The sequence below is a fragment of the Streptomyces sp. NPDC059247 genome, from assembly GCF_042754005.1.
Classification (GTDB): Bacteria; Actinomycetota; Actinomycetes; order Streptomycetales; family Streptomycetaceae; genus Streptomyces.
The window spans coordinates 534429-558874 of sequence record NZ_JBHYZW010000003.1; the positions used below are offsets into that span (position 1 = coordinate 534429).

Annotated in this window: 22 protein-coding genes; 15 read left to right on the top strand and 7 right to left on the bottom strand. The window is 74.3% G+C overall.

Going from position 1 to position 24446, the window contains the following annotated elements; genetic code table 11:
• Positions 1–101: 101 nt before the first annotated feature.
• Entirely contained in the window at positions 102–752 is a 651-nt protein-coding gene (locus ACFXGN_RS09395; protein WP_384855599.1) for a heme oxygenase (biliverdin-producing), read from the top strand.
• Here the strand turns inward: ACFXGN_RS09395 and ACFXGN_RS09400 are convergent.
• The 3 genes from ACFXGN_RS09400 to ACFXGN_RS09410 all read right to left on the bottom strand — a co-directional run bounded on the left by ACFXGN_RS09400 (position 742) and on the right by ACFXGN_RS09410 (position 4845).
• Positions 742–1422, bottom strand: coding sequence for a PhzF family phenazine biosynthesis protein (locus ACFXGN_RS09400; protein ID WP_384855602.1), 681 nt, complete (start codon positions 1420–1422; stop codon positions 742–744). The two genes, ACFXGN_RS09395 and ACFXGN_RS09400, sit on opposite strands and share 11 nt — an antisense overlap.
• 81 nt (positions 1423–1503) lie before the next feature.
• Positions 1504–3333 (bottom strand): HtaA domain-containing protein, encoded by a 1830-nt coding sequence (locus ACFXGN_RS09405; protein WP_384855604.1) that lies wholly within the window; start codon positions 3331–3333, stop codon positions 1504–1506.
• 69 nt (positions 3334–3402) lie between these two features.
• Positions 3403–4845, bottom strand: coding sequence for an HtaA domain-containing protein (locus ACFXGN_RS09410; protein WP_384855607.1), 1443 nt, complete (start codon positions 4843–4845; stop codon positions 3403–3405).
• Between the two features lie 87 nt (positions 4846–4932).
• Here ACFXGN_RS09410 and ACFXGN_RS09415 point away from each other — a divergent pair, with 87 nt between their 5' ends.
• The 7 genes from ACFXGN_RS09415 to ACFXGN_RS09445 all read left to right on the top strand — a co-directional run bounded on the left by ACFXGN_RS09415 (position 4933) and on the right by ACFXGN_RS09445 (position 12862).
• Positions 4933–6003: a hemin ABC transporter substrate-binding protein gene (locus tag ACFXGN_RS09415; protein ID WP_384855609.1), complete on the top strand. Its 1071-nt coding sequence runs from the start codon at positions 4933–4935 to the stop codon at positions 6001–6003.
• A 122-nt stretch (positions 6004–6125) separates the two neighbouring features.
• On the top strand, positions 6126–7265 hold the full coding sequence (locus ACFXGN_RS09420) for a FecCD family ABC transporter permease (RefSeq protein WP_384855927.1): 1140 nt from the start codon (positions 6126–6128) through the stop codon (positions 7263–7265).
• Positions 7262–8266, top strand: coding sequence for a heme ABC transporter ATP-binding protein (locus ACFXGN_RS09425; protein WP_384855612.1), 1005 nt, complete (start codon positions 7262–7264; stop codon positions 8264–8266). The genes ACFXGN_RS09420 and ACFXGN_RS09425 overlap by 4 nt, the downstream gene beginning before the upstream one ends.
• A 202-nt stretch (positions 8267–8468) precedes the next feature.
• Complete coding sequence (gene efeO, locus ACFXGN_RS09430) at positions 8469–9626, top strand: iron uptake system protein EfeO (RefSeq protein ID WP_384855614.1); 1158 nt, start codon at positions 8469–8471, stop codon at positions 9624–9626.
• Positions 9627–9666: 40 nt separating this feature from the next.
• Entirely contained in the window at positions 9667–10947 is a 1281-nt protein-coding gene (efeB, locus tag ACFXGN_RS09435; protein WP_384855929.1) for an iron uptake transporter deferrochelatase/peroxidase subunit, read from the top strand.
• Positions 10948–10974: 27 nt separating this feature from the next.
• Positions 10975–11856, top strand: a complete 882-nt coding sequence (gene efeU / locus ACFXGN_RS09440) for an iron uptake transporter permease EfeU (protein WP_384855617.1) — start codon at positions 10975–10977, stop codon at positions 11854–11856.
• Positions 11813–12862 carry a hypothetical protein gene (locus tag ACFXGN_RS09445; RefSeq protein ID WP_384855619.1) on the top strand — a complete coding sequence of 350 codons (1050 nt, stop codon included), beginning with the start codon at positions 11813–11815 and terminating at the stop codon, positions 12860–12862. The genes efeU and ACFXGN_RS09445 overlap by 44 nt, the downstream gene beginning before the upstream one ends.
• A 105-nt stretch (positions 12863–12967) precedes the next feature.
• Here ACFXGN_RS09445 and ACFXGN_RS09450 read toward each other — a convergent pair whose 3' ends face one another.
• Both ACFXGN_RS09450 and ACFXGN_RS09455 read right to left on the bottom strand, forming a co-directional pair.
• Positions 12968–13747 (bottom strand): bifunctional DNA primase/polymerase, encoded by a 780-nt coding sequence (locus ACFXGN_RS09450; RefSeq protein ID WP_384855622.1) that lies wholly within the window; start codon positions 13745–13747, stop codon positions 12968–12970.
• Between the two features lie 103 nt (positions 13748–13850).
• Positions 13851–14468, bottom strand: coding sequence for a TetR/AcrR family transcriptional regulator (locus ACFXGN_RS09455; protein WP_384855625.1), 618 nt, complete (start codon positions 14466–14468; stop codon positions 13851–13853).
• Positions 14469–14940: 472 nt separating this feature from the next.
• Here ACFXGN_RS09455 and ddaH point away from each other — a divergent pair, with 472 nt between their 5' ends.
• Together ddaH and ACFXGN_RS09465 are read left to right on the top strand one after the other, a co-directional pair.
• The gene (gene ddaH / locus ACFXGN_RS09460) at positions 14941–15771 is read left to right on the top strand and encodes a dimethylargininase (protein ID WP_384855628.1); all 831 of its coding nucleotides are present in this window, start codon (positions 14941–14943) and stop codon (positions 15769–15771) included.
• A 104-nt stretch (positions 15772–15875) separates the two neighbouring features.
• Positions 15876–16514, top strand: coding sequence for a TetR/AcrR family transcriptional regulator (locus ACFXGN_RS09465; RefSeq protein ID WP_384855631.1), 639 nt, complete (start codon positions 15876–15878; stop codon positions 16512–16514).
• Positions 16515–16544: 30 nt separating this feature from the next.
• Here the strand turns inward: ACFXGN_RS09465 and ACFXGN_RS09470 are convergent, their stop codons facing one another.
• Positions 16545–17528, bottom strand: a complete 984-nt coding sequence (locus ACFXGN_RS09470; RefSeq protein WP_384855634.1) for a small ribosomal subunit Rsm22 family protein — start codon at positions 17526–17528, stop codon at positions 16545–16547.
• A 176-nt stretch (positions 17529–17704) separates the two neighbouring features.
• Positions 17705–19165 carry a Bcr/CflA family multidrug efflux MFS transporter gene (locus tag ACFXGN_RS09475; protein ID WP_384855637.1) on the bottom strand — a complete coding sequence of 487 codons (1461 nt, stop codon included), beginning with the start codon at positions 19163–19165 and terminating at the stop codon, positions 17705–17707.
• A gap of 83 nt (positions 19166–19248) precedes the next feature.
• Here ACFXGN_RS09475 and ACFXGN_RS09480 point away from each other — a divergent pair, with 83 nt between their 5' ends.
• From ACFXGN_RS09480 to ACFXGN_RS09500, 5 genes are all read left to right on the top strand, one after another.
• Positions 19249–20250, top strand: a complete 1002-nt coding sequence (locus ACFXGN_RS09480) for a Gfo/Idh/MocA family protein (protein WP_384855639.1) — start codon at positions 19249–19251, stop codon at positions 20248–20250.
• Positions 20251–20600: 350 nt separating this feature from the next.
• Positions 20601–21344, top strand: a complete 744-nt coding sequence (locus tag ACFXGN_RS09485) for an SDR family oxidoreductase (RefSeq protein ID WP_384855641.1) — start codon at positions 20601–20603, stop codon at positions 21342–21344.
• Between the two features lie 355 nt (positions 21345–21699).
• Positions 21700–21993, top strand: coding sequence for a hypothetical protein (locus ACFXGN_RS09490; RefSeq protein ID WP_384855644.1), 294 nt, complete (start codon positions 21700–21702; stop codon positions 21991–21993).
• Positions 21994–22218: 225 nt separating this feature from the next.
• Positions 22219–22902, top strand: a complete 684-nt coding sequence (gene uppS / locus ACFXGN_RS09495) for a polyprenyl diphosphate synthase (protein ID WP_384855932.1) — start codon at positions 22219–22221, stop codon at positions 22900–22902.
• Positions 22903–22970: 68 nt separating this feature from the next.
• On the top strand, positions 22971–24383 hold the full coding sequence (locus tag ACFXGN_RS09500) for an oxygenase MpaB family protein (RefSeq protein ID WP_384855935.1): 1413 nt from the start codon (positions 22971–22973) through the stop codon (positions 24381–24383).
• Positions 24384–24446: the final 63 nt, after the last annotated feature.

Consider the following 24446-nt stretch of genomic DNA (forward strand, 5'->3'; position numbering starts at 1 on the left):
ACCTCTTTTACCGACAGGACGTCGGGAACCAGTTGACTTAGGCAAGCCTAACTTGGCAGGATCGTCACTGGTTCCCGTCCCATCGGTCCCGGAGGCATGTCTTGGACACCCCTTTCTCGACGCTCATCCGCACGGCTTCCCACGCGCAGCACACCGAGGCGGAGACGTCGTCCTTCATGGGTGACCTGCTCGGCGGGCGGCTCGCCGTCGACGCCTACGCCCGCTACACCGAGCAGCTGTGGTTCGTGTACCGCGCCCTGGAGGAGGGCGCGGAGGCCCTGCGCACGGACCCGGTCGCCGGGCCCTTCGTCCAGCCCGAGCTGTTCCGCACCGAGGCCCTGGAGCGGGACCTCGCCCATCTGCGGGGCCCCGACTGGCGCGCCGGGGTCTCCCCGCTGCCCGCCACCGTCGCCTACGCCGAGCGGATCGCCGAGTGCGCCCGCGACTGGCCCGCCGGATACGTCGCCCACCACTACACCCGCTACCTCGGCGACCTGTCGGGCGGCCAGATCATCCGCGACAAGGCGGAGCGCACCTGGGGCTTCGACCGCAAGGGCGACGGCGTCCGCTTCTACGTCTTCGAGGGCATCGCCAACCCCGCCGCGTTCAAGCGCGCCTACCGGGACCTGCTCGACGGGGTGGACGCCGACGACCTGGAGAAGCAGCGGATCGTCGACGAGTGCAAGCGCGCCTTCGACTTCAACAGCGCCCTCTTCGGGCAGCTCGGCGGTGAGTTCCCGCTCAGCGCGTGAGCGTTCCCTCCAGGCGGACCCGTCCGCCGAGTTCCACGATTCCGTCAGGGCCGGGGGCAGTGAGCAACTGCGAACCCCGGCCCTGCGTGATGTTCAGGGCCCGGCCCAGCTCCGCCGTGAGCAGCAGCGCCGCCGCGCCGGTCGCCTCGTCCTCGTCGATGCCGTCGCCGCGCCCGGGGAAGGCCCGCGCCCTGATCCGGCCCGCCGCCTCCTCCTCCCAGGCCCAGGCGTAGATCCACTCCCCCGGCGCGGGCACGGCGAGGGCCTCGACCTCGGCGGCGGAGCCGTACTGGCGCAGGGTCCTCGGCGGCGCCCACTCGGCGCGCGCCTCGATCCAGGTGAACTCGCCGTCGCCGCGCACCCACACCTCGCCCGCGGGCGGCTGGACGACCTCCAGGTCGAGCAGCCAGGCGGTGCCGACGAGCGGGTGTCCCGCGAACGGCAGCCGCAGTCCCGGGGTGTAGATGTCGACGATCCCGCGCTCCGGGTCGTCCACGAACACCGTCTCGCTGAAGCCGAGTTCCCTGGCGAGCGCCTGCCGCGAGGTCTCGTCGGGGTGGGCGCGGGCGTCCCGTACGACTCCGAGCGCGTTGCCGTACCGGCCGTCACCCGCGCAGAAGACCCGGAGGACGTCGATGTCGGTGGCGGTGCCGTACGCGGTCGTGTTCATGGCGGAATTGAAGCATCCAGGAGAAGGCGGCAGGGCCGCACCCGGAGAACGGGTGCGGCCCTGTCGTGGCGGGGTGGTGGTTCAGGAGCCCTGCGCGCGGCGGCGCACGGCGACGACGACGCCCGCGCCCGCCGCCACGGTCAGGGCGGAGGCGGCGACGAGAAGGGTGGCCGGGGTGTCCGAGCCGGTGGCGGCGAGGGAGCCGGAGCCGCCCATCGGGGAGGAGCCGCCCACGCTGCCGCCGCCGACCGCGCCCGCGCCCGCGCCGCCGACGGTTCCGCCGCCGAAGCTCCCGCCGCCCGTGGTGGCGGAGCCGTCGCCGCCGGAGGTGCCGTCACCGCCGGTGCCGCCGGAGCCGTCCGTGCCGCCGGTGCCCGGGGGCAGGCTCGCGTCGTCGTCGAGCGCGACGCTGACGGTCAGCGGGTCCAGCTCGGTGCCGGCCGGGTAGCCGCCCTGGCCGCCCGGGGCGGTGAAGGTCGCCGAGCCCGCCTCGGTCAGCGTCGCCGGGATGCGGGCGAGGGTCACGACGCCCTTGTCCGCGGCCCAGTCGGCCTTCGAGAGGTCGAGGGAGGCGAGGGCCACGCCCTTCTGGGTGCCCTGTGCGCTGGTGACGTCGGCGAGGAGGGTGCCGGTGGTGCCGGACGCCTTCACCTTGAGGCCGCCGACGGTCCAGTCGATGCCGTGCCCGTCGCAGACGAAGGAGACCTTGCCGGAGAAGGAGGCGTCGAGCTTGCGGGCGTCGGAGTCGAGGTCGGCCTTGAGGAAGCCGAAGTCGTAGGCGGCGCCGTTCCGCTCAGCGCCGTCGGCCGCGGTGATCTTGCCGCCGCAGGTCTGGCCGACGTACCGCTGCCAGCTCTCCTTCACGCCCCAGGTCAGCTTGCCGTTGACCGCCGCGCCGGGGGGCCGGGTGGTCGGCGGGGCGGTGGTCGGAGGGGCCGTGGTGGGCGGAGGGGTGGTCGGCGGAGGCGTGGTGGGCGGCTCCGTCGTCGGCGGGGGCGTGGTCGGGGGCGTGGTGGGCGGTGTGGTCGGCGGTGTGGTGGGGGGCTCCGTGGTCGGCGGGGGCGTCGTCGGAGGAGTGGTGGGGGGTGTGGTCGGCGGCTCCGTGGTCGGAGGCGTCGTCGGCGGGGTGGTGGGAGGCGTGGTCGGCGGGGTGGTCGGCGGCTCCGTCGTCGGCGGAGGGGTCGTCGGCGGGGTGGTGGGAGGCGTGGTCGGCGGGGTGGTCGGCGGCTCCGTCGTCGGCGGAGGGGTCGTCGGCGGGGTCGTCGGGCGACCGCCGACCTTCACCGTGAGGGTCGCCGCGTCCAGCGCGTCACCCTCCTTGTAGAAGCCCGCGAACGCCGCCGCGCCGTCCTTCGTCAGCTTCGCCGGTATGTCCTTGAAGACCATGGTGCCGTCCGCGCCCCGGCCCGGCCTGACCTGGCTCATGTCGAGGGCCGCGAAGTCGATGTCGTCGTGGGTGGTGAAGGAGCCGTCCTTCTCCTTGGTGACGACGTCGGCGACGATCTCGCCGGTCGGCGCGGCCGAGCCCTTCGTCTTCAGCCTGACGTCCGAGACGCGGATGTCGAGGGCGCCCTGGTGGGCCTCGAAGCGGACCGTGCCCTTGAAGGAGTTGGCGGTGCCGTGGGTGCCCGTGTCGTACGTGCCGGTGCCGTCGACGAAGGTGAAGACGCCGTTGCCGCCGGCCTGACGGGCACCGTCCCCGACCGTGGTCCTGCCGTGGGCGAACGGCTGGGCGAGGTACGAGCGGAACGACTGCTTGACGCCCCAGTCGAGCGTGCCGTCGACCAGCGTCATCGGCGGCGCGCCCTCGGCCGCGGCGGGCAGGGCGAGGGCGACGGCGCCCGCGCCCAGGGCGGCGGCCGTGGCGACGGCGGCGGCCAGGGTGACGGATCGGCGCAAGGGGAGGGCCATGACGGGTTTCTCCTAGTGGGGGACGCGGGGTGCGAAGGGGGTGCGCGGGAGGGGAGGTTCGGGGGGGGCTCAGGCCGTGGGGCCGTCGCCGCCGGTACGACGGCGGCGTACGGCGACGAGGACGCCGAGCGCGGCGACGAGCAGGACGCCCGCGCCGATCCCGAGGTACAGGCCGAGGGACGGTGCGGAGGCCTCGGCGGCGACGGGCGCCGGAGCCGCCGTGGCGGACGGGGGCGCCGGGGTCGCGGGGGCGGACGGGGCGGCGGACCGGGTGGCGTCGCTGCCGAGGTCGGGGAGCGCGGGCAGGGCGGCGCGGGCGTCGACGGTGACGGCGAGCGACACCGGGTCCATCGCGGTCCCGGCCCTGTACATCCCGCCGAAGGCCTTGGCGCCGCCCTCGGTGAGGGTGGCGGGGGCCTCGGTGACGACGGCGAGGCCGTTCTCGGGGGTGAGGTTCCGGGCGGCGAAGGTGACGAGGGGGACGGCCCGGTCGGTCCTCCCCGCGCTGGTGACGTCGGCGCTGAGGGTGCCGGTGCCGCCGGTGACCTTCACGGTGACCTTGCCGAGGGTGAGGTCGAGGTGGGCACCGGTGAAGCGGACGCTGCCCGCGAAGGCGGCGTCGAGGGTGCCCTTCCCGGGGTCGTACGCGCCCTTGCCCGAGGGGAAGCGGAAGAGCGCGCCGCCGTCCTGGGCGCCGTCCGCGAGGGTCCAGCGGCCCTGGGAGACGGCGCCGGTGACGTACTCGCGGAAGGTGCGGCGGACACCCCAGTCCACGGCGGCGGCGCGCAGGCTCCCGGTGGTGGGGGCCGTGGTGGCCGAGGGGCTCGTGGAACCGGTCGGGGCGGGCGGGGCGGTGGTCGGCGCCGTGGTGGGGGCCGTGGCCCTCGGGGTCCTGACGTCGACGGTGAGGCTGACCGGGTCGAGCCGGGTGCCCGCCGGGTAGTACCCGGCGAAGGCGGTGGCGCCCTGCGCGGTGAGGGTGGCGGGCACCCCGGTGAGGGAGACGGGGCTGCCGCCGCCGCGCATGTCGATGCCGCCGACGGCGAGGGTGGCGAGCGGGACCTGGGCCGAACCGGTCGTCCGGCCGCTGCCCTTGGCCTTGCTGACCATGTCCGCGTAGAGGGTGCCCCGGCCGTCCCTGACGACGATCCGGGGGCGGCTGATGCTGAGGTCCAGCTCGTTGCCGCCGTCGGGCTTGCGGTGGCCGGTGAAGCGGACGCCGCCGGAGAAGGCGGCTTCGAAGGCGCCGGTGGCGGGGTCGTACGAGCCCTGGGCCGAGTGGAAGCGGAACTGGCTGCCGCCGACCGTGGCGGCTCCGCCGGTGAGGCCCCAACTGCCCTGGGCGACGGGGCCGGTGACATAGCTCTGGAAGGAGGACTTGATGCCCCAGTCGAGCCGTCCGCCCTGCACCGTACGGCTCTCCGCGTGGGCGGCACCCGCGGGAAGGAGGGCGGCGAGCAGCGCCGCGAACAGGGTCACGGCGAGCGCGCGGGCAGGTCTGGGCAGCGGCATGGAACCCCTCCGAGGACTAGGAACTGAGGTAAGGCTAACCTAAGCTACATCCGGTCCAGGAGGGAGCCCTCGGGGGCGACCGACCTCATGGCCCTACGAAGCGGAACGAAGACAGGACGGTGTCCGGTGCGCAGAACTCGCCTCGCGGGAGCACTGACAACAGTGCTCGCGCTTGCCCTCGCGGCAACAGGCTGTGGCGGAGGGAGCGGCCAAGCAGGCCCGGACGGAGCGGGAAACGGAACCGGAGCAAGTGCGTCCGGTCCGGCTTCCACCGGTCCTGACCGGGTCGAGCCGATCGCCGACCCGGCCGCGCCCCGACTCCCCGTCACCGTCCCTTCCGCCGACGGCCGCCGGGTCACCGTCACGTCCGCCGAGCGGGTCGTCCCGCTCAGCGGCTCCCTCAGCGAGATCGTCTTCACCCTCGGCCTCGGCGGGCAGGTCGTCGCCAAGGACGTCACCGCGACCTTCGAACAGGCCGACGGGCTCCCGGTGGTGACCCGGGCCCATGACGTCTCCGCCGAGAGCGTGCTCTCGCTGCGGCCCACCCTGGTCATCGCCGAGGGCACCACGGGACCGGCCGAGGCCATCGCCCAGATCCGGGACGCGGGCGTCCCGCTCGTCGTCGTGGCCCCCGCCGAGGGGCTGGCGGACGTCGGCACCCGGATCGGCGCGGTCGCCGCCGCCCTCGGCGTGCCCGGCTCCGGCGAGACGCTCAAGAAGCGCACCCAGGAGCGGATCGACGCCGTGCGGAAGGGGATCCCGGCCCGCGCCGAGCACCCCCGGGTGGCTTTCCTGTACCTGCGGGGCTCGGCCGCCGTCTACCTCCTCGGCGGGGCCGAGTCCGGCGCGAGCTCCCTCCTGGAGGCCGCCGGGGCGGTCGACGCGGGCAAGGAGTCCGGTCTCACCAAGGACTTCACCGCCATCACCAGCGAAGCCCTGGCGAAGGCCGCGCCCGACGCGATCCTCGTCATGAGCAAGGGCCTCGGCTCCGTCGGCGGGATCGACGGCCTGGTGAAGATCCCCGGCATCGCCGAGACCCCCGCCGGGGCGGACCGCCGGGTCGTCAGCGTCGACGACGGCGTCCTCCTCAACTACGGCCCGCGCACGGACCGGGTCCTGAAGTCCCTGGTCGCCCAGTTGTACGGGGAGTCCGAGTGACCGCGCTCCAGGAGACCCCGCCGGAACCCGGTACGGCGGCCGTGCCGGGGACGTCCCCGGCCACGACGAAGACCACCGGCCCCGCACCCGCCACGGCGAAGACCGCCGACCCCGGCCCGGCCATGGCGAAGACCACCAACCCCGGCCCGGCCACGGCGAAGACCCACGCCCCCGACCCCGGCCCCGTACCGGCCACGGCGAAGGCCACGGACCCCGTCGCCGGGAGCCGCGCCGCCCGCCGCACCGCGCCCCTCCTCACCGTCGGTCTGCTCGGCGCCCTGCTGCTGCTCGCCCTGCTCTCCGCCGGGATCGGGGCGTACGAGATCCCGCTCGGCGACGTCCTCTCCTCCGTCCAGCACCGGATCGGACTCGGCGGGCGGGCGCTCGACCGGACCGCCGAGAGCGTCCTGTGGAACATCCGGCTCCCCCGGGTCGTCCTCGCCGTCCTCGTCGGCGCCTCGCTCGGCTGCGCGGGCGCCCTCATGCAGGGCGTGTTCGGCAATCCGCTGGCCGAGCCCGGCGTCATCGGCATCTCGGCGGGCGCGGCGGTCGGCGCGGTCGGCGCCATCTCGCTGGGACTCGGCTTCCTCGGCAACTGGACGGTGTCCTTCTGCGCCTTCGTCGCCGGGCTCGCGACCGTGCTCCTGGTGTACGCGCTCTCCCGTTCCGGCGGCCGTACGGAAGTGGTGACGCTGATCCTCACCGGCATCGCGGTCAACGCCTTCGCGGGCGCCCTCATCGGCCTCTTCATCTTCTTCGCCGACAACGCGCAGGTCACCCAGATCACCTTCTGGCAGCTCGGTTCGCTCGCGCAGGCCACCTGGCCCAAGGTCCTCGCCGTACTGCCGTGCGCCCTCCTCGGCCTGGCCGTCGCCCCCTTCCACGCCCGCAGGCTCGACCTGCTCGCCCTCGGCGAACGGCCCGCCCGGCACCTGGGCGTGGACGTGGAGCGGCTGCGGATCGCGCTGATCCTGGTGGTGGCGCTGCTCACGGCGGCGGCGGTCGCGGTGGCCGGGATCATCACCTTCGTCGGGCTGCTCGTCCCGCACCTGCTGCGGATGGCGAACGGCCCCGGGCACCGCTTCCTGGTGCCGGGCAGCGCGCTCGGCGGGGCGGTCGTCCTCACCGCCGGTGACCTAGCGGCCCGTACGGTCGCGGCCCCGGCCGAACTCCCCCTGGGCGTCCTCACCGCCCTCATCGGCAGCCCGTTCTTCTTCTGGCTGCTGCGCAGGACCCGTCGCAGGCAAGGTGGTTGGGCATGACATCCGCAGCGTCCAGGACGACCGGGACGGCCGAGGCGACCGCGACGGCCGAAGCCCCCGGGGCATCCGTGACGGCCGTGGCGCCCACGGCACCCACGACCCCCCAGGTGTCCAAGACCGCCGAGGCGTCCAAGGCGTCCGTGGCCTCCCTGGCGGCCGTACGGCTGCGCGCCCTGCTCCCCGAGCGGCGACCGCGTGCGCTGCCCTCCCCCGCCGCTCCCGGCGAGGTGGTCGCCGAAGCGGTCGGCCTGCAGGTCTCGCTCGGGCGGCGGGCGGTGCTCGACGGGGTCGGCGTCCGAGTGCGGGCCGGGGAGGTGCTGGCCCTGGTGGGCCCGAACGGGGCCGGGAAGTCGACCCTGCTCGGCGCGCTGGCCGCAGACATCGCCCCCACCGCCGGGGAGGTGCGGATCGGGGGCCGCCCCGCGGGCGGCTGGTCTCCCGCCGAACTGGCCCTGCGGCGCTCGGTGCTGCCGCAGTCCGCGGCGCTCGCCTTCCCGTTCCCGGTCGGCGAGGTCGTACGGATGGGCCGGGCGCCCTGGGCGGGCACCGAGCGGGAGGACGAGGACGAGGCGGCCGTCGCCTCGGCGATGGCGGCCACCGAGGTCGCGGAGTTCGCCGGGCGCCCCTTCTCCGGGCTGTCCGGCGGCGAGCGGGCCCGGGTCGCGCTGGCCCGGGTGCTCGCCCAGCGGACCGGTCTGCTGCTGCTCGACGAGCCGACGGCGGCCCTGGACCTGCGGCACCAGGAACTGGTCCTGCGGGTCTGCCGGGAGCGGGCGGCGGCCGGGGACGCGGTGGTGGTCGTGCTGCACGACCTCGGGCTCGCGGCGGCGCACGCGGACCGGATCGGGGTGCTGCACGGCGGCCGGATCACGGCCGAGGGGCCTCCGTCGGAGGTGCTCGACGCGGAGCTGCTGAGCCGGGTGTACCGGCAGCCGGTGGAGGTGTTCCCGCACCCGGGGACCGGCGTTCCGCTCGTCGTACCGAAACGTACTTCCGAGTAATCGAAATCCGCCCAATATCCGGCAATTCCCCTACCCTTGACCGTCTCTTGACCCTGCCATGAAGACCCCGTGGAACCTCCGTTATCCCCTCGTGTCCGGTCTGTCGGAGCTGAGAGGTGAATCACTGGACGGGCGGGTATGGCTCAGGTAAGCCTCGGTTAAGTTAGGTCCGCCTCAGCCGTCCCGCGTTCCTGGAGTCCCCATGCGAGCCGTCCGTCTCTCCGTCGTCACCGCCGCCGCGACCGCGGCGGCTCTGGCCGCCGTCACGGGCTGCGCGCAGAAGAGCGGCACGGAGGCGGGCGACGGCACGATCACCGTCGTCGCCAAGGACGACTCCTGCGAGGTCTCGAAGAAGGAGTTCCCGGCCGGGCACGTCAAGCTCGCCGTCGAGAACCGGGGCTCCAAGATCACCGAGGTCTACGTCCTCTACCCGGACGACCGGATCGTCACCGAGCGCGAGAACATAGGCCCCGGCACCAAGGCCAGCCTCACCGCGGAGATCAAGGCAGGCGACTACGAGATCGCCTGCAAGCCCGGCATGAAGGGCGACGGCATCCGCCAGCAGGTCAGGGCCACCGGCGGCGGCGTCATGGGCACCAAGCGCTCGCCCGAGATGGACGCGGCCGTCGCCGCCTACCGCCAGTACGTGCGGGCCCAGGCCGAGGCGACCCTCCCCAAGGCGAAGGTCTTCACCGACGCCGTCCGCGCCGGTGACGTCGAGGCCGCGAAGAAGGCCTACGCGGAGTCCCGCATCGGCTGGGAGCGCACCGAGCCGGTCGCGGAGTCCTTCGGCGACATCGACCCCAAGGTCGACGTCCGCGAGGACGGTCTGGAGGAGGGCCAGGACCCGGCGAAGGACTGGACCGGCTGGCACCGCCTGGAGAAGGCGCTCTGGCACGACAAGAAGATCGGCGCCGCAGAGAAGGCCCTCGCCGACACCCTCGACAAGGACCTCGCGGACTGGGTGAAGCGGGTCGGCAAGGCCGAGATCACCCCGACCTCCATGGCCAACGGCGCCAAGGAACTCCTGGACGAGGTCGCCAGCGGCAAGGTCACCGGCGAGGAGGAGCGCTACTCGCACACCGACCTCGTCGACTTCAAGGCGAACGTCGAGGGCGCGCAGAAGTCCTTCGACCTGCTCAAGCCGGTCGCGCAGAAGAACGACCCGGGGCTCGTCGCGGAACTCGACAAGCAGTTCGCCGCGCTGAACACGCTCCTCGACAAGTACCGCGCCGACAAGAGCGGTTACGACTTCACCTCGTACGACAAGGTCGGCAAGGCCGAGCGCAAGGAGCTGTCCGACGGCGTCAACGCCCTCGCCGAGCCGCTCTCCAAGCTCGCCGCCGCCGTCGTCAAGTAGTCGCCGGGTCGGAGGGAACGGAAAACCGGACATGGCGGATATGGCAGACGAAACAAGCATGGCGGACGCGCCGGAGGCGGCCGGGGCTCCCGCGCCCTCCCGCCGCAGTGTCATCGGCTGGGGCGGTGCCGGGCTCGCGCTCGGCGCCGCCGTCGCCGGGGGCGCCGCCGCCCTGGTCCACCGGGGGGAGACCCCGGTGCCGGTGGCCGACAGCGGCGCGGCCGTGCCGTTCCACGGGGCGCACCAGGCGGGCATCGCCACCGCCGTCCAGGACCGGCTGCACTTCGCCTCCTTCGACGTGACGACGAAGGACCGCGCGGAACTCGTCCGGCTCCTCAAGGACTGGACCAGGGCCGCCGAGCGGATGACGGCCGGTGCCGAGGTCGGCGAGGGGGCGTACGGCGGGCTGCCGGAGGCTCCCCCGGACGACACCGGCGAGGCCCTCGGCCTCAAGCCGTCCCGGCTCACCCTGACCCTCGGCTTCGGGCCCTCGCTCTTCGACGGGCGCTTCGGTCTGGAGGACCGCCGTCCCGGCGCCCTGGTGGAGCTGCCTCGGTTCCCCGGCGACAACCTCGACCCGGCCCGCAGCGGCGGCGACCTCTGCGTCCAGGCCTGTGCGGACGACCCGCAGGTCGCCGTGCACGCCATCCGCAACCTGGCCAGGATCGGCTTCGGCAAGGTCGCCGTGCGCTGGTCGCAGCTCGGCTTCGGCAAGACGTCCTCGACGACCCCGGACGCCCAGACCCCCCGCAACCTCTTCGGCTTCAAGGACGGCACCCGCAACATCGCGGGCACCGAGACGGAACGGCTCGACGAGCACGTCTGGGTCTCCGGCGAGGGCGCCCGGGGCGCCGCCGCCTGGCTGGACGGCGGCTCGTACCTGGTCGCCCGCCGCATCCGGATGCACATCGAGACCTGGGACCGCACCTCGCTCGTCGAGCAGGAGGACGTCTTCGGCCGCGACAAGAAGGAGGGCGCGGCCGTGGGCAAGTCCAAGGAGCACGACGAGCCGTTCCTGAAGGCGCTGAAGCCGGACTCGCACGTCCGGCTGGCGCACCCCGACACCAACGCCGGGGCGACGATCCTGCGCCGGGGCTACTCCTTCACGGACGGCACGGACGGTCTCGGGCGCCTGGACGCGGGCCTGTTCTTCCTGGCGTACCAGAAGGACGTGCGGACCGGTTTCATCCCCGTGCAGACCTCGCTGGCCCGCGCGGACGCCCTCAACGAATACATCCAGCACGTGGGTTCGGCGCTGTTCGCGGTCCCGCCGGGCGTCCGGGACAAGGACGACTGGTGGGGCCGGGCGCTGTTCTCCTGACGGAGCTGACGGAGAAGGAGCACCGACGTGTTCGGTAATTATCTGATCGGCCTGCGCGAGGGCCTCGAAGCCAGCCTGGTCGTCTGCATCCTCATCGCCTATCTGGTGAAGACCGGCCGCCGGGACGCCCTGAAGCCGATCTGGATCGGCATCGGGGTGGCCGTCGCCGTCGCCCTGGCCTTCGGCGCGGGTCTCGAATTCGGCTCCCAGGAGCTGACGTTCGAGGCGCAGGAACTGCTCGGCGGTTCGCTGTCGATCGTCGCCGTGATCCTGGTGACCTGGATGGTCTTCTGGATGCGGCGCACGGCCCGGCACCTGAAGTCGGAGCTGCACGGGAGGCTGGACGCGGCCCTGCAGATGGGCACGGGCGCGCTGGTCGCCACCGCCTTCCTCGCGGTGGGCCGCGAGGGCCTGGAGACGGCGCTCTTCGTGTGGGCGTCGGTACGGGCCTCCTCCGACGGGACGTACGCGCCGCTGGCCGGGGTGCTCCTGGGCCTGCTCACGGCGGTGCTGCTCGGCTGGCTGTTCTACCGGGGCGCGCTGCGCATCAACCTGGCGAAGTTCTTCACCTGGACCGGCGGGATGCTGGTCGTGGTGGCGGCGGGCGTCCTCGCGTACGGCGTCCACGACCTCCAGGAGGCGCGCTTCCTCGGCGGGCTCGCGGACAAGGCCTTCGACATCTCGGCGACGATCCCGCCGGACAGCTGGTACGGCACGCTCCTCAAGGGCGTGTTCAACTTCCAGCCGGACCCGACGGTCCTCCAGGTCACGGTGTGGGCGCTGTATCTGGTCCCGACGCTCGCGCTGTTCCTCGCCCCGATAGGGTCGGGTCCGTCCGCGCGGGTGAAGAAGCAGAAGGCGACCGATGAGACGGCTGAGGCTGGGGCGAACGCCGGAACGAGCGCGTGAGCGGTCGTCGGCGCGACGGCACACACGGCTCCTGGGCGCGGCGGCCACGGCCGTCGTCCTGGCTCTGACGGCGGGCGGCTGCGTCACCGTCCACGGTGAGCTGGCGCTGCTGCCCCCGGCGACGGAGGCCGAGGCGGCGCGGGCCCTCGCCGACTTCACCACGGCCTACAACCGGGCCGACAGGGCCAACGACCCCGCCCTGTCCGCGAACCGGGTCACCGGTCCGCTGGGGGAGATCAACCAGGCGGGGCTGCGCGCGCGGGCGGTCACCCAGCCGGGCGGGAACACGGGCCACCGGCCCCTGGAACTGACGGACGCGCGGTTCGTCCTGCCCCGCAAGGCGGGCTGGCCGCGCTGGTTCGTCGCGGACACCGATCCCAACACGGACGTCGACCGGGGCGCGGGCGACCAGCGCTGGCTGCTGCTCTTCCTGCGCAACGGGCCCCGGCAGCCGTGGGAGGCCGGGCATCTGGTGATCCTCGGGCCGTCCCAGGTGCCCGCGTTCGCCGAGGAGGGCGGGTTCGCGGTGCCGGTCGCGGCGGACGCCGACGGTCTGGCGGTCGCGCCGGGGAAGCTCGGCGAGGAGTACGTCGCGGCCCTCCAGAAGGGCGGTCCCGGGCCGTTCGCCGCCGGGCCCCACACGTCCCTGCTGCGGGAGCGGCGGCAGAGCGCGGCCCGGCGGCCGGGGCTCGCCACCCAGTATCTGGACCGGGTCACGGACCGGGGCGACTTCACCCCGTTCGGGCTGCGGACGAAGGACGGCGGCGCGTTCGTCTTCTTCTCCACCCGGTCCTTCGAGCGGCAGACGGCGGCGGCGGGCTACCGGCCGAAGGTCGATCCCGACGTCAAGGCGCTGCTGACCGGCCAGGTCAGGAACACCGTCACCAAGGAGTGGGTCTCCGACCAGGTGGCCCTGGTGCGTCCGGCGGGCGGCACGGGCCGGGAACACGACGGGGTCACGGTCCTGGCCCGGCTCCAGGGCGTGGTGGGGGCGCAGGGCTCGTAGCGACGGCCGCCGTTCACCGGCCGGACCGTGCGCGCCGGGCGGGCCCGGCGAGGGTCGGCGGGCCCGGCAGAGGTCAGGGGGTCGGCGGGTCAGCGGGTCAGCGGGTCAGCGGGTCAGCGGCCAGGCGATCTCGTGGTCGGGGTGCTCGCCGTCGCCGTCCGCCTCGCGCTCGGCGACATGGCGGGCGCACACGTCCTGGAGGGTCTCCAGGAGGTTCAGCGGGTCGGGCAGCGGGTGCTCGGGGCCCCGGAGCCAGGCGACGACCGGGTGGGCGCTCTCGTCACCGGGGAGACGGGCCGGGGGCAGGAGCACATAGCTGCCCCGGCAGTGCCAGCGGAGCCCCGGATGCTCGTCCATGGTCTCCGGGTGGCAGTCCAGCTCGCACGGCCACCACTCGTCCTCGTCCTCGGGGGTGCCCCGGGTCGCGGTGAAGAAGAGCATCCGGCCGCCGACGGTGTCGGGGTCGGCGGACTCGGCGACCGGGCCGACCTCGACGCCCTCGGCGAGCAGTCGTTCCAGGGCGGCGCGGCCCGCGGCGAGGGGCACGTCGAGGACGTCGTGGACCATGCCGGTGGCGGTGATGAAGTTCGCCTCGGGCTCGTTGCGCGCCCAGCGCTCGATCTGGGCGCGGTCGGTGGTCGACTGCGTCTGCCAGGCGAAGGAGACGGGGTGCCGGGCGGGGGTGGGACAGCCGATCCGCTCACAGGAACAGCTGTAGCCGACCGGGTACGCGGCGGGGGCCAGCGGCATTCCCGCGGCGGCGACGGCCAGGAGCAGCTTCTCGCGGTCGTTCCCGTCGTCGGCCGGGGTGCGTCCGGGGCGCCTGCGCAGCCACTGCGCGAGTCTGCTCTCCGTGCCGCGGTAGCGGCCGATGCCGTCGCCCATCTATCCCCTCACACCTCATGCTCGCCCGTTCGGCTCTGCCCATGGTCCCACCATCCTGCGCCCCGGGTGACCGGAGTGCGGAACCGGGGTACCGCGAGACGCGTCAGGGCCTGGGCGCGAGGCCGCGCAGGGCGAGGTCCACGAGGGAGTCGGCGTAGGCGTGGGTCAGCGGCAGGGTGCGGTGCAGCCACCGGTGGTGGAGCGGGCCGACGAGGAGTTCGAGGGCGGTGCGCGGGTCCACGTCCGGGTCGATCTCACCGGCGGCCCGGGCGGTCTCCAGACGGCGGACGTAGTGCTGGAGCTGGGGTTCGAGCAGGGCTTCGGTGAGGCGGGCGCCCAGCTCGGGGTCGACGACCCCTTCGGCCGCGAGGGCACGGGTGGGGCCGTCGACGGCGGGGTCGTTCAGCTCGTCGACGGTGGCGCGCAGGACGTACCGGAGATCGGCGGCGAGGTCCCCGGTGTCGGGGATGCCGCTCCCGGCGTCCCCGTGGGCCTCGGCCGCCCGGTCCTGGAGGTCGAGGAAGGCGTCGAGGAGCACGGCCGCCTTGGAGGGCCACCAGCGGTAGATGGTCTGCTTGCCGACGCCCGCGCGGGCGGCGATGCCCTCGACGGTGGTCTTGGCGTAGCCGCTCTCGGAGACGAGCGCGAGGGCGGCGTCGAAGATGGCACGCCGGGAACGCTCGCTGCGGCGTGAGGCGTCGGGGGCCTTGGTGTCGGACATGAAGCCAATCTACCAGCGAACGAGACGCGCCGTCTCGCCTGGATGGGCCTGGGTGGGCGGGGAACCCGTAGGGGCGGGGGAACCCCGTACGGGGAGGGCGAACCCGTACGGGTGGGGTGCCGATGCCGTACCGGTGGGGGCCGATGCCGTACGGGTGGGGTGACCCGCCTCACGGGCGGTGGGCCGTCGCCGTACGGGCGGAGCCGGTCCCTTGCCGACCGGGGGGGCTCGGCCCCGTACAGGTCAAGGGGCTCGACCCCCATACAGGTCAGGGGACTCGGCCCCGTACCGGCGCGGACGGCCCGGTCCCGTACGGGGTGAGGGGCCCGGTCCCGTACCGGCGCGGGTGGGGAGTGAACCACCCGAACGGTCCACAGCGCGCGCGGCTCCGGAGGCGGACCATGGGGTCCACCGATCCGGCGGAACCTCCGCCCACCGGCCCCACCGTCCGCACGTCCGTGAGGAGCCCTCCTTGCGCACCACCCCGCGCGCGTCCTCGCCCCGCCGTTACCTGATGTGCCCACCCACGCACTTCGCGGTGACGTACTCCATCAACCCGTGGATGGACCCCACGAAACCGGTCGACCTGCCGCTCGCCCTCGCCCAGTGGGAGGACCTGCGCGACCGCTACCGGACGCTCGGCCACACCGTCGAGCTGCTCGCGCCCGACCCCGCACTGCCGGACATGGTCTTCGCCGCCAACGGCGCCACCGTCGTCGGGGGCCGGGTGCTCGGCGCGCGGTTCGCCCACCCGGAGCGGGAGGCGGAGGCCGCCCGGCACCTGGCGTGGTTCCACGGGAACGGCTGGGCCGACGACGCCGTACGGGTCCCGGAGCACGTCAACGAGGGCGAGGGCGACTTCGCCGTCACCGCCTCCTGGATCCTGGCCGGGCGCGGCTTCCGCTCCAGTCCGCTCGCCCAGGGCGAGGCGCAGGAGTTCTTCGGCCGCCCGGTCGTCGGACTGGACCTCGTGGACCCGCGCTACTACCACCTGGACACCGCGCTGTGTGTCCTGGACGACGCGGCGGACGAGGTCATGTACTACCCGGACGCCTTCTCGCCCGGCAGCCGCGCGGTGCTCGCCCGGCTCTTCCCGGACGCGCTGATCGCGTCGGCGCAGGACGCGGCGGCCCTCGGGCTCAACGCGGTGAGCGACGGCCGCCACGTGCTGCTGCCGCAGGCGGCCGTGGGCCTCTTCGAGCCGCTGCGCCGACGCGGCTTCACCCCCCTGGGGATGGACCTCGGCGAACTCCTCAAGGGCGGCGGCAGCGTGAAGTGCTGCACCCAGGAGCTGCGCCCGTAGGACATCCGCCCGCGCGGGGACGGGCGGACCCGCCCCCTCCCCGCGCGGGCGATCTCCCAGGTCAGGGGGGTGGAAGGGGCGTTCGTCGCGGATAGGGTGCGGCCATGGTTCCCCCCGTCCCCGCCGACGCCCGACCGCTGCCGCTCCGGGAGCGGAAGAAGCTCCGCACCCGCCGGGCCCTCGCCGACGCCGCGCTGCGCCTCTTCGCCGAGCGCGGACTCGACGCGACGACGGTGGACGATCTGGTGGACGCCGTGGAGGTCTCGAAGAGCACCTTCTTCCGCACCTTCCCCTCGAAGGAGGCCGCCGCGACCGAGGCCGAGGCCGAGCTGTGGTCGGCCTTCGTCGCCGCCCTCGGCCGCCGCGCCCTGTCCGGCCCGGTCCTCGGGGAACTCCGGGAGACCCTGTGCGCGGCGGTCACCGCGCTCGGCCCGGAGTGGGCCGGACGGTACGCGGCCACCCGGCGGCTCGCCCTCCGGGAACCCGCGCTGCTCGCCCCCCTGGCGCTCCACCGGGCCGGGGGCACCCGGCGGACCGGGGACCTGCTGACCGCCGCCCTCGGGCTGCCGCCGGACGACCCCAGGCCCCGGGTCCTCGCGGAACTCGCGGCCACCGGCTGGGACATCGCCGCCCGCGACTGGGTCGGCACCGGCGGCCGGGGCGGCCGACGGGCCCTGCTGCGGGACGTCGGACGCGCCTTCCGCGCCCTCCCCGCCTGCCTGGAACTCACCGCCGGGAAGTGAGTTCCGGCGGTGGCCCGGGCGGCGGCGGGTTCAGTCCGTGTCCTCCGGCGGCCACGCGTCGCCCCACTCGGCGTCCCTGGCCCGCTTGTAGAGCGGGCCGTGGCGCTTGGTCACCGTCTCGCGGGCGAGTCCGTCCGGGCCGCACACTTCGAACAGGACCAGGCCCTTGCGGGTCTGCGGCCTGCGGATGAGGCGGGAGGCGGCGGGCGCCACCGGGAACCGGGTCGCCGCCACGTACGCGTACTTCTCGTCCTCGTACGGCAGCGAGCCGCCCTTCACCTTCCGGTGCAGCGAGGACCGGCTGACCCGGGCCGCGAAGTGGCACCAGTCCGTGCCGGGCTCGATCGGGCAGGCCCCGCTGTGCGGGCAGGGCGCGGCGACGGTGAACCCGGCGTCGACGAGGAGGGTGCGGGCCGCGATGATCCGCTCGTACCCGTCGGGGGTGCCGGGCTCGACGACCACCACGGTCCGGGCCGCCCGCGCCGCCTCGGTCACCAGCGCCGTCCGGTCGGCGGGGGTGAGTTCCTTGAGGACGTACGAGACGGTGACGAGGTCCGTGTCCGCCAGGCGCAGCTCGCCGCCGATCCGGGCGGTGCGCCACTCGGCGTCCAGGGCCCCGGCCGCGAGTTCACGGCCGAGCGCCAGGGCGGGTTCGGCCCAGTCGAGGACGGTGGTGCGCGGCGGGCGCTCCCCCCACGCCTCGGCGACGGCCCAGCTCGCCGCGCCGGTGCCGCCGCCGACGTCGGTGTGGGTACGGGGTTCCCAGTCGGGCGCGGCACCGCGCAGGGCGCCGAGGGCGCCGCGTACCGCCTCGAAGGTCGCCGGCATCCGGTACGCGGCGTAGGCGGCGACGTCGGAGCGGTCGCGCAGCACGGGGGCGTCCGTCGGGGTGGTGCCCCGGTAGTTGGCGATCAGCCGCTCGACGGCCTGGGCCGCCTGGCGGGGCGGCAGCCCGTCGAGGAGCCCGGCGAGGGCGGCGCGCAGGGAGTCGGCGGAGGGGGCGGAGACGTTCACCGAGACAGTCTAGGCGGGGCCACCGGCACGGGCGCGTCGCACGGGCGGGACGGGCTCCGCGTAGGGGCGGGGCGGGCTCCGCGTAGGGGCTTGGGCGGGAGGGCCGGGAGGCCGCCCCCGTGGGACGGGAGCGGCCAGGCGTGCGAACCGCGGGAGGCCGCCCCCCGTCCGGGGGCCTACGCCACCGTCGCGGTCTTCGCGCGGGCCGTCCGCCACGGGCGGCACAGGCCCAGGAAGCAGGCGAGGGCGAGGACGCCGCAGCTCAGCTGGACGACGGCCATCGGGACGGCGGTGTGCTCGCCCGCGATGCCGACCAGCGGGGAGGCCACCGCGCCGACGAGGAAGGACGTGGTGCCGAGCAGGGCGGAAGCGGACCCGGCGGCGTGCGGGGTGCGCATCAGGGCCTGGGCGTTGGTGTTCGGCATGGCGAGGCCCATCGCGGACATCAGGACGAAGAGTCCGGCGGCCACCGGTACGAGTCCGACCTCGCCGAAGACCCCGCTGGTCATCAGGAGCAGCGCGATTCCGGCGAGCAGGATGATGCCGAGGCCCCAGCCGAGGGCCTTGTCGAGGCTGACCCGGCCGACGAGCAGCTTGCCGTTGACCTGGCCGACGGCGACGAGCCCGATGGAGTTGAGGCCGAAGAGGAGGCTGAAGGTCTGCGGCGAGGCACCGTAGATCTCCTGGACGACGAACGGCGAGGCCGAGATGTACGCGAAGAGCGCCGCGAAGGCGAACCCGCCGGTCAGCATGTAACCGGTGAAGACCCGGTCGGCGAGGAGGCCCTTCATGGTGCGCAGGGCCCCGCCGACCCCGCCCTCGTGCCTGCGCTCCGGCGGCAGCGTCTCGTCGAGGAAGCGCCAGACGACGAAGGTGAGGAGCACGCCGATCACGGTGAGGACGTGGAAGACGCCCCGCCAGTCGGTGATCCGCAGGATCTGGCCGCCGATGAGCGGCGCGATGATCGGGGCGACCCCGGAGATCAGCATCAGGGTGGAGAAGAAGCGGGCCATCTCCACGCCGTCGTAGAGGTCGCGGACGACCGCTCGGGCGATGACGATGCCCGCGGCGCCCGCGAGGCCCTGGAGCAGCCGGAAGCCGATGAGGAGTTCGGCGGTGGGCGCGAGGGCGCAGACGGCGGTGGCGAGGACGTACACGACCATGCCGATGAGCAGCGGGCGGCGGCGCCCCCACTTGTCGCTCATGGGGCCGACGACGAGCTGTCCGAGGGCCATGCCCGCGAGGCAGGCGGTGAGGGTGAGCTGCACGGTGGCGGCGGGGGCGCCCAGCGCGCCGGTGACCTCCGGGAGCGCCGGGAGGTACATGTCCATGGAGAGCGGCGGGAGGGCGGTGAGCCCGCCCAGGACGAGGGTGACGAGGAGGCCGGTCCGGCGGGCGGCGGCGGGGGCGGGGAGGGTCGGGGCGGGGCCCCCGGTGGTCGCGGTGGCCGTCGCGGTGGCCGTGGCTGTCCCACTGGTACCGGCTGTCGCGGTGGTCCCGGCTGTCGCGGTGGTCCCGGCCGTCCCGCTGGTCGCGGTGGTCCCGGGCGCTTCGGCCGCCTCGCCGCCGGGGCTTCCGGGGGCCGGGGCGGCGGTGGCTATGTGTCCCGGCGTCGTGTTCTTACCGCTCTCCGGCATCGACAGCTCCCATTCGTTGAATCCTTGCCTATGCTCTCAGCTCGACCGGCATGGTCGGGAACTCTGCGGGACGGGTGGGGAGCATGGGGAAGACAGTGCGCTGGGGAATCCTGGCGACGGGCGGCATAGCGGAACGGTTCACCTCCGAGCTGCTGGCGCTCGACGGCGCGGAGGTCGTCGCCGTGGCGTCCCGTACCGAGGCCTCGGCGAAGTCCTTCGCCGACCGGTTCGGCATCCCCCGGGCGTACGGCGACTGGGAAGGGCTCTTCGCCGACGACGACGTGGACGTGGTCTACGTGGCCACCCCCCATCACGCGCACCGGGAGGCCGCGGGCCGCGCCCTCGCGGCGGGCCGGGCGGTCCTGTGCGAGAAGGCCCTCACCCTCGACGCCCGCGAGGCGGCGGAGCTCGTCGCGCTCGCCCGCGAGCGGGGCGTCTTCCTGATGGAGGCCATGTGGATGTACTGCAGCCCACTGGTCCGCCGCCTCGCGGAACTGGTCCGTGACGGGGCGATCGGCGAGGTCAGGACGGTGCAGGCGGACTTCGGGCTCGCGGGCCCGTTCGCGCCGGACCACCGGCTGCGGGACCCGGCCGTGGGCGGCGGGGCGCTGCTGGACCTCGGGGTGTACCCGGTGTCGTTCGCGCACCTGCTCCTGGGCGAGCCGGACACGGTCCACGCCCACGCGCTGCTCTCCCCCGAGGGCGTCGATCTGAACACGGGCGTGCTCCTCGGCTGGGCGGACACCGGCGCCTCCGCGCTGCTGTCCTGCTCGATCGTGGCGGACACCCCGCAGACGGCGTCGGTGACGGGCTCGCTGGGCCGGATCGACGTCCCGCGCGGCTTCTTCTACCCGGAGCGCTTCACCCTGCGCAGGCACGGCCACGAACCGGAGGAGTTCGTGTCGGGCGACGACCCGCACTCCCTGCGGCACGAGGCGGCCGAGGTGATGCGCTGTCTGCGCGCGGGCGAGACGGAGTCCCCGCTCGTCCCGCTCGACGGCTCCCTCGCGGTGATGCGAACCCTCGACGCGATCCGCACCCGCATCGGCGTCCGCTATCCGCAGGAGGACGCGAGAGGGCTTTAGGGGCGGGAGCCCGTGAGGGAGCGGGAGCCCGTGAGGGGACGGCGGCTCAGGAAGGGCTGGCCGGTGTACGCGGGGGGCCATGACCAGTGAGGGGCCGCGGGCCCCTGAGGGACCGGCCGCCCCTTGGTGGACACCGGGGACCCGTAAGGGACCGGCCGCCCCTTGGACCCGTAAGGGACCGGGGACCCGTAAGGGACACGGCACAGCCCGCGTGTCCCGCACGCTCCCCGCGCCCCGCGCCTCCGCGCCCCTCACGCCCCATCGAGGGGTTCGCTCACCGTCGGGGGTGAACATCCGCCTGACGGAATGGTGATTCCACTCGGCGCGCGTCTCGCGTACGCTGCCCGGCCATGAGCATCGCAGTGGTGACGGGAGCCGGGTCGGGGATCGGCCGGAGCGTGGCGCTCGCCCTGGCCTCGGCCGGGTGGTCGGTGGCCCTCGCGGGACGCCGGGCGGAGGCCCTGGAGGAGACGGCCGCAGCCGCCCCGGACGGTGACTTCCTGGTCGTACCGACGGACGTGACCTCCCCGGAACGGGTCGCGGACCTGTTCACGGCGGTACGGGGCCGGTACGCGCGCGTGGATCTGCTCTTCAACAACGCCGGTACGTTCGCGGGCGGCGGCGTCCCGGTCGAGGACCTCGACCCGGACACCTGGCGGACGGTCGTGGACGTCAACCTGACGGGCGCGTTCCTCTGCGCCCAGGCCGCCTTCCGGATCATGAAGGAGCAGGACCCGCAGGGCGGCCGGATCATCAACAACGGCTCGGTCTCGGCCCATGCGCCGCGCCCGCACTCGATCGCGTACACGGCGACGAAGCACGCGATGACGGGCCTCACGAAGTCCCTGTCCCTCGACGGGCGCCCGTACCGGATCGCCTGCGGCCAACTGGACATCGGGAACGCGGCGACGGAGATGACGGCCCGTATGCGGACCGGCATCCTCCAGGCCGACGGGCGGCTGGCGCCGGAGCCCGTGATGGACGCGGCGGACGTGGCGGCGACGGTGGTACACATGGCGGCACTGCCACTGGAGGCGAACGTGCAGTTCGCGACGGTGATGGCGACGGGAATGCCCTACATCGGACGCGGCTAGCGCACGACCGGGACGGGTCCGGGAGACCGCCGGGGCGGATGGCCGTCGGGCAAGGGCATGACGAGCCTCTCGGGTCTCGCCCCGCCAGCCGGGCCCGGACCGGGACCCGGGCCGGACCGGTTCCATCGCCGGGCCAGGCCGGCCAGTCGTACCGGCGAGAACGGACGGACCAGCCACACCGGCCCACACCGGCCGCCCCGACGAGACCGGGCGGGCCCGACCGCAGGCCCCCCAGGGCCCCCAGGCCCCAGGACTCCGGGCCCGTACGCCCCCGGTCGCCCGCCCCACGCCCCGGGGCGCCGCGCGGGCGCCGAGTCGCCGGTGGTGGGATGGCTCCATGCGACCCGAACACTGCGTGACCAGGAATCACATCGAGGTGTGGAACCGCCGCGTGCTGCCGCCCGGACCGGAACGGGTCGGTTTCCGGACGGTCCTGCGCGGCTCGCTCCTGCCGACGCTCCTCTGGACCGCCGCCGTGTGCCTGGCGTACGTCGGCTACGGCGTCCGCGTGGGGATGGTCCTCACCGGACTCCTCGCGACGCCGTTCCTCGTCGGGTTCGGGCTCCGCCGCAGGGCGGGGCACTCGGTCCGCTGCGCCGCCTACGGCGCGCTGGGCGGAGTCCTCGACAAGTCCATGCTCGGACTCTGAGACCTCACCACGCGGATCCCCGACCGGACGTACGCGCCAAGGGTGAAGCCCGTCGTCCCGCGCCCCCGCACCCGTCCCGCGCTGCCACAATCCCGTACGGGTGGGGGCGCGGGAGGGGCGGGGGCGGTCATGACGGAACACGGCGGCGCGTACGGACGCGCCGGCGCGGCGGGGCGGGCGGACGGCCGGGGGCCGCGCGCCGTACCCCGGCACGTGGCATGTGTGATGGACGGCAACGGGCGCTGGGCGGCCCGCCGTTCGCTGCCCCGCACCGAGGGCCACCGGGCGGCCGAGACCACGGTCATCGACGTCGTCGAGGCGGCCAGGTCCGCCGGTGTCGAGTGGCTGAGCCTGTTCGCCTTCTCCACCGAGAACTGGACCCGCCCCGACGACGAGGTGGACCAACTGATGCGCCTGGTGCGGCGGGCGGTCCGCAGACACGCGCCGCTGCTGCTCGCGCGCGGTGTCCGATGCCGGTTCCTCGGAGTGACGGACCCCCGCGTCCCGCGTGAACTGGCGCGCGACTTCCATGACTTGGAGACGCTGACCGGGGCCAACCGGGGCATGACGCTGACCGTCGCCTTCGACCACGGCGGACGGCGGGACATCGTCGAGGCGGCCCGCTCGCTGATCCGCAGCGGGACGGCGGCCGACGCCCTGACCGAGGACCTCTTCGCGGCCCATCTGCCGTTCCCCGACACCCCGGACGTGGACCTGGTGATCCGCACCTCCGGCGAACAGCGCATCTCGAACTTCATGCTCTGGCAGGTCGCCTACGCGGAATGGCTCTTCCCACAGGTGCTGTGGCCGGACTTCCGCGCGACGCACTTCGCCGAATGCCTGCACACCTACGGGCGACGGGACCGCCGCTTCGGCGGCGTCCCGTCCCGACGAACGGAGACCGAGTGACGCCGACCCGTACAGAAGCCCACGCGGACGGGCCGCCCCTGTTCGGGCCGGGCTCGCAGTTCGATGTGATGTTCGACGATCCCCGGTGGGCGCTGGCGATGATCCGCGCGACCGTCCTGGAGGCGGCCCACCCGCAGATCGGCGCGGCCCTGACCGACAACTCGACCTTCGTGGCCCACCCTTGGCGCCGTCTGCGGAACACCTTCCTGAGCATGAGGCGGATGTTCGGCGCCGAGGAGGAGGTGCGGCGGCGGGAGGCCGCGCGGCTCAACCGGCTGCACGCCCGGATGGCCGGGAGCGACGCCCTGGGCCGCCCGTACGACGCCATGGACCCGGGCGCGCGGGCGTGGGTGACGGCGACGCTGTTCGAGAGCGCCGTCACCATGTTCCGGATGAGCGGCCAGCCGATGGGGCAGGAGACCATGGAGCGCCTGTACGCCGAGTTCCTGGCCTTCCACTCAGCGATGGGCGACGGCGCCGGGCACCTGCCGGAGGAACTCCACGACTTCTGGCCGTACTTCGACCGGACCGTGGAGGAGGTCCTGGAGGACACCGAGGCGGCCCGCGTCATCCTGTACCGGCTCTTCGACCATCTGCCCGCACCGGCGCTGCTCAGCGGGCTGCCGACGCTCTGGGCGGCGGGCCGGGCGCTCGTCGGGCCGGTCATCGGCACGCTCACCGTCGCCTCCCTGCCGGAGCCGTACCGGCGGCGCGCCGGGCTGCCGGAGACGCCCGGCGCGCGGACCCTGATGCAGGGCGCCTACGTCGCCGCCGGGCTCGCCCGCTTCCTGCCGGACGGCTGGCTGCGCGCCGAGGCGGTCATCGAACTGCTCTCGCTGTCGCCGGAGAGCAACGACCCCCGGGTCCGTGCCGTCACCGGTCTGCACGAGCGGGTGAAGCGGGCCGGTGCCCTGCTCCGGCTCGCCGCCCCCTTCGCCCCGGCGGGCGGGGAGCCGGGGCCGGGCCCGGCGGCGGGCGGGCCCGCGCGGACGGAGGAAGGGGTACGGCGTTCGGCGGAGGAGTTCTTCCGGGAGGTCCTCGACCAGACGGGCGACGGGTACCTCGACTGGCCCGATCTCGCCGCGATGGCCCGTGAACTGGCCACCCGGCTCGATCTGGACGAGCCCGGGGAGACCCGGCTCTACCAGGCCTTCGCCGACTGGTGGCGCGAACTCCAGACGGCCCTCGACACGGACGGTGACGGGCGGATCAGCGCCGGGGAGTACGCCGTGGCCGTGCCGTCGCTCGCGGGGCCCGCGCTCGTCCGGGTCGCCGAGGTCCTCTTCGACGTGACCGACGCGAACGGCGACGGGACCATCGACGCGGACGAGTACCGGGCGCTGTTCCGTACCGCGTTCCACCGCGACGACTCCGCCGCCGGGGGCACGTACACCCGCGCCGCCTTCGTCCGCGACTTCCTGTCCTTCATGTCCGCGCGCCGCCGGACGACGACGTACGACCCGATGCTCGCGGAGGGGTAGCCGGGGGGGACGGGTGGACAGGGCTGGAGGGGTGGACCGGGGTTGTCGGGGTGGGGACCCATA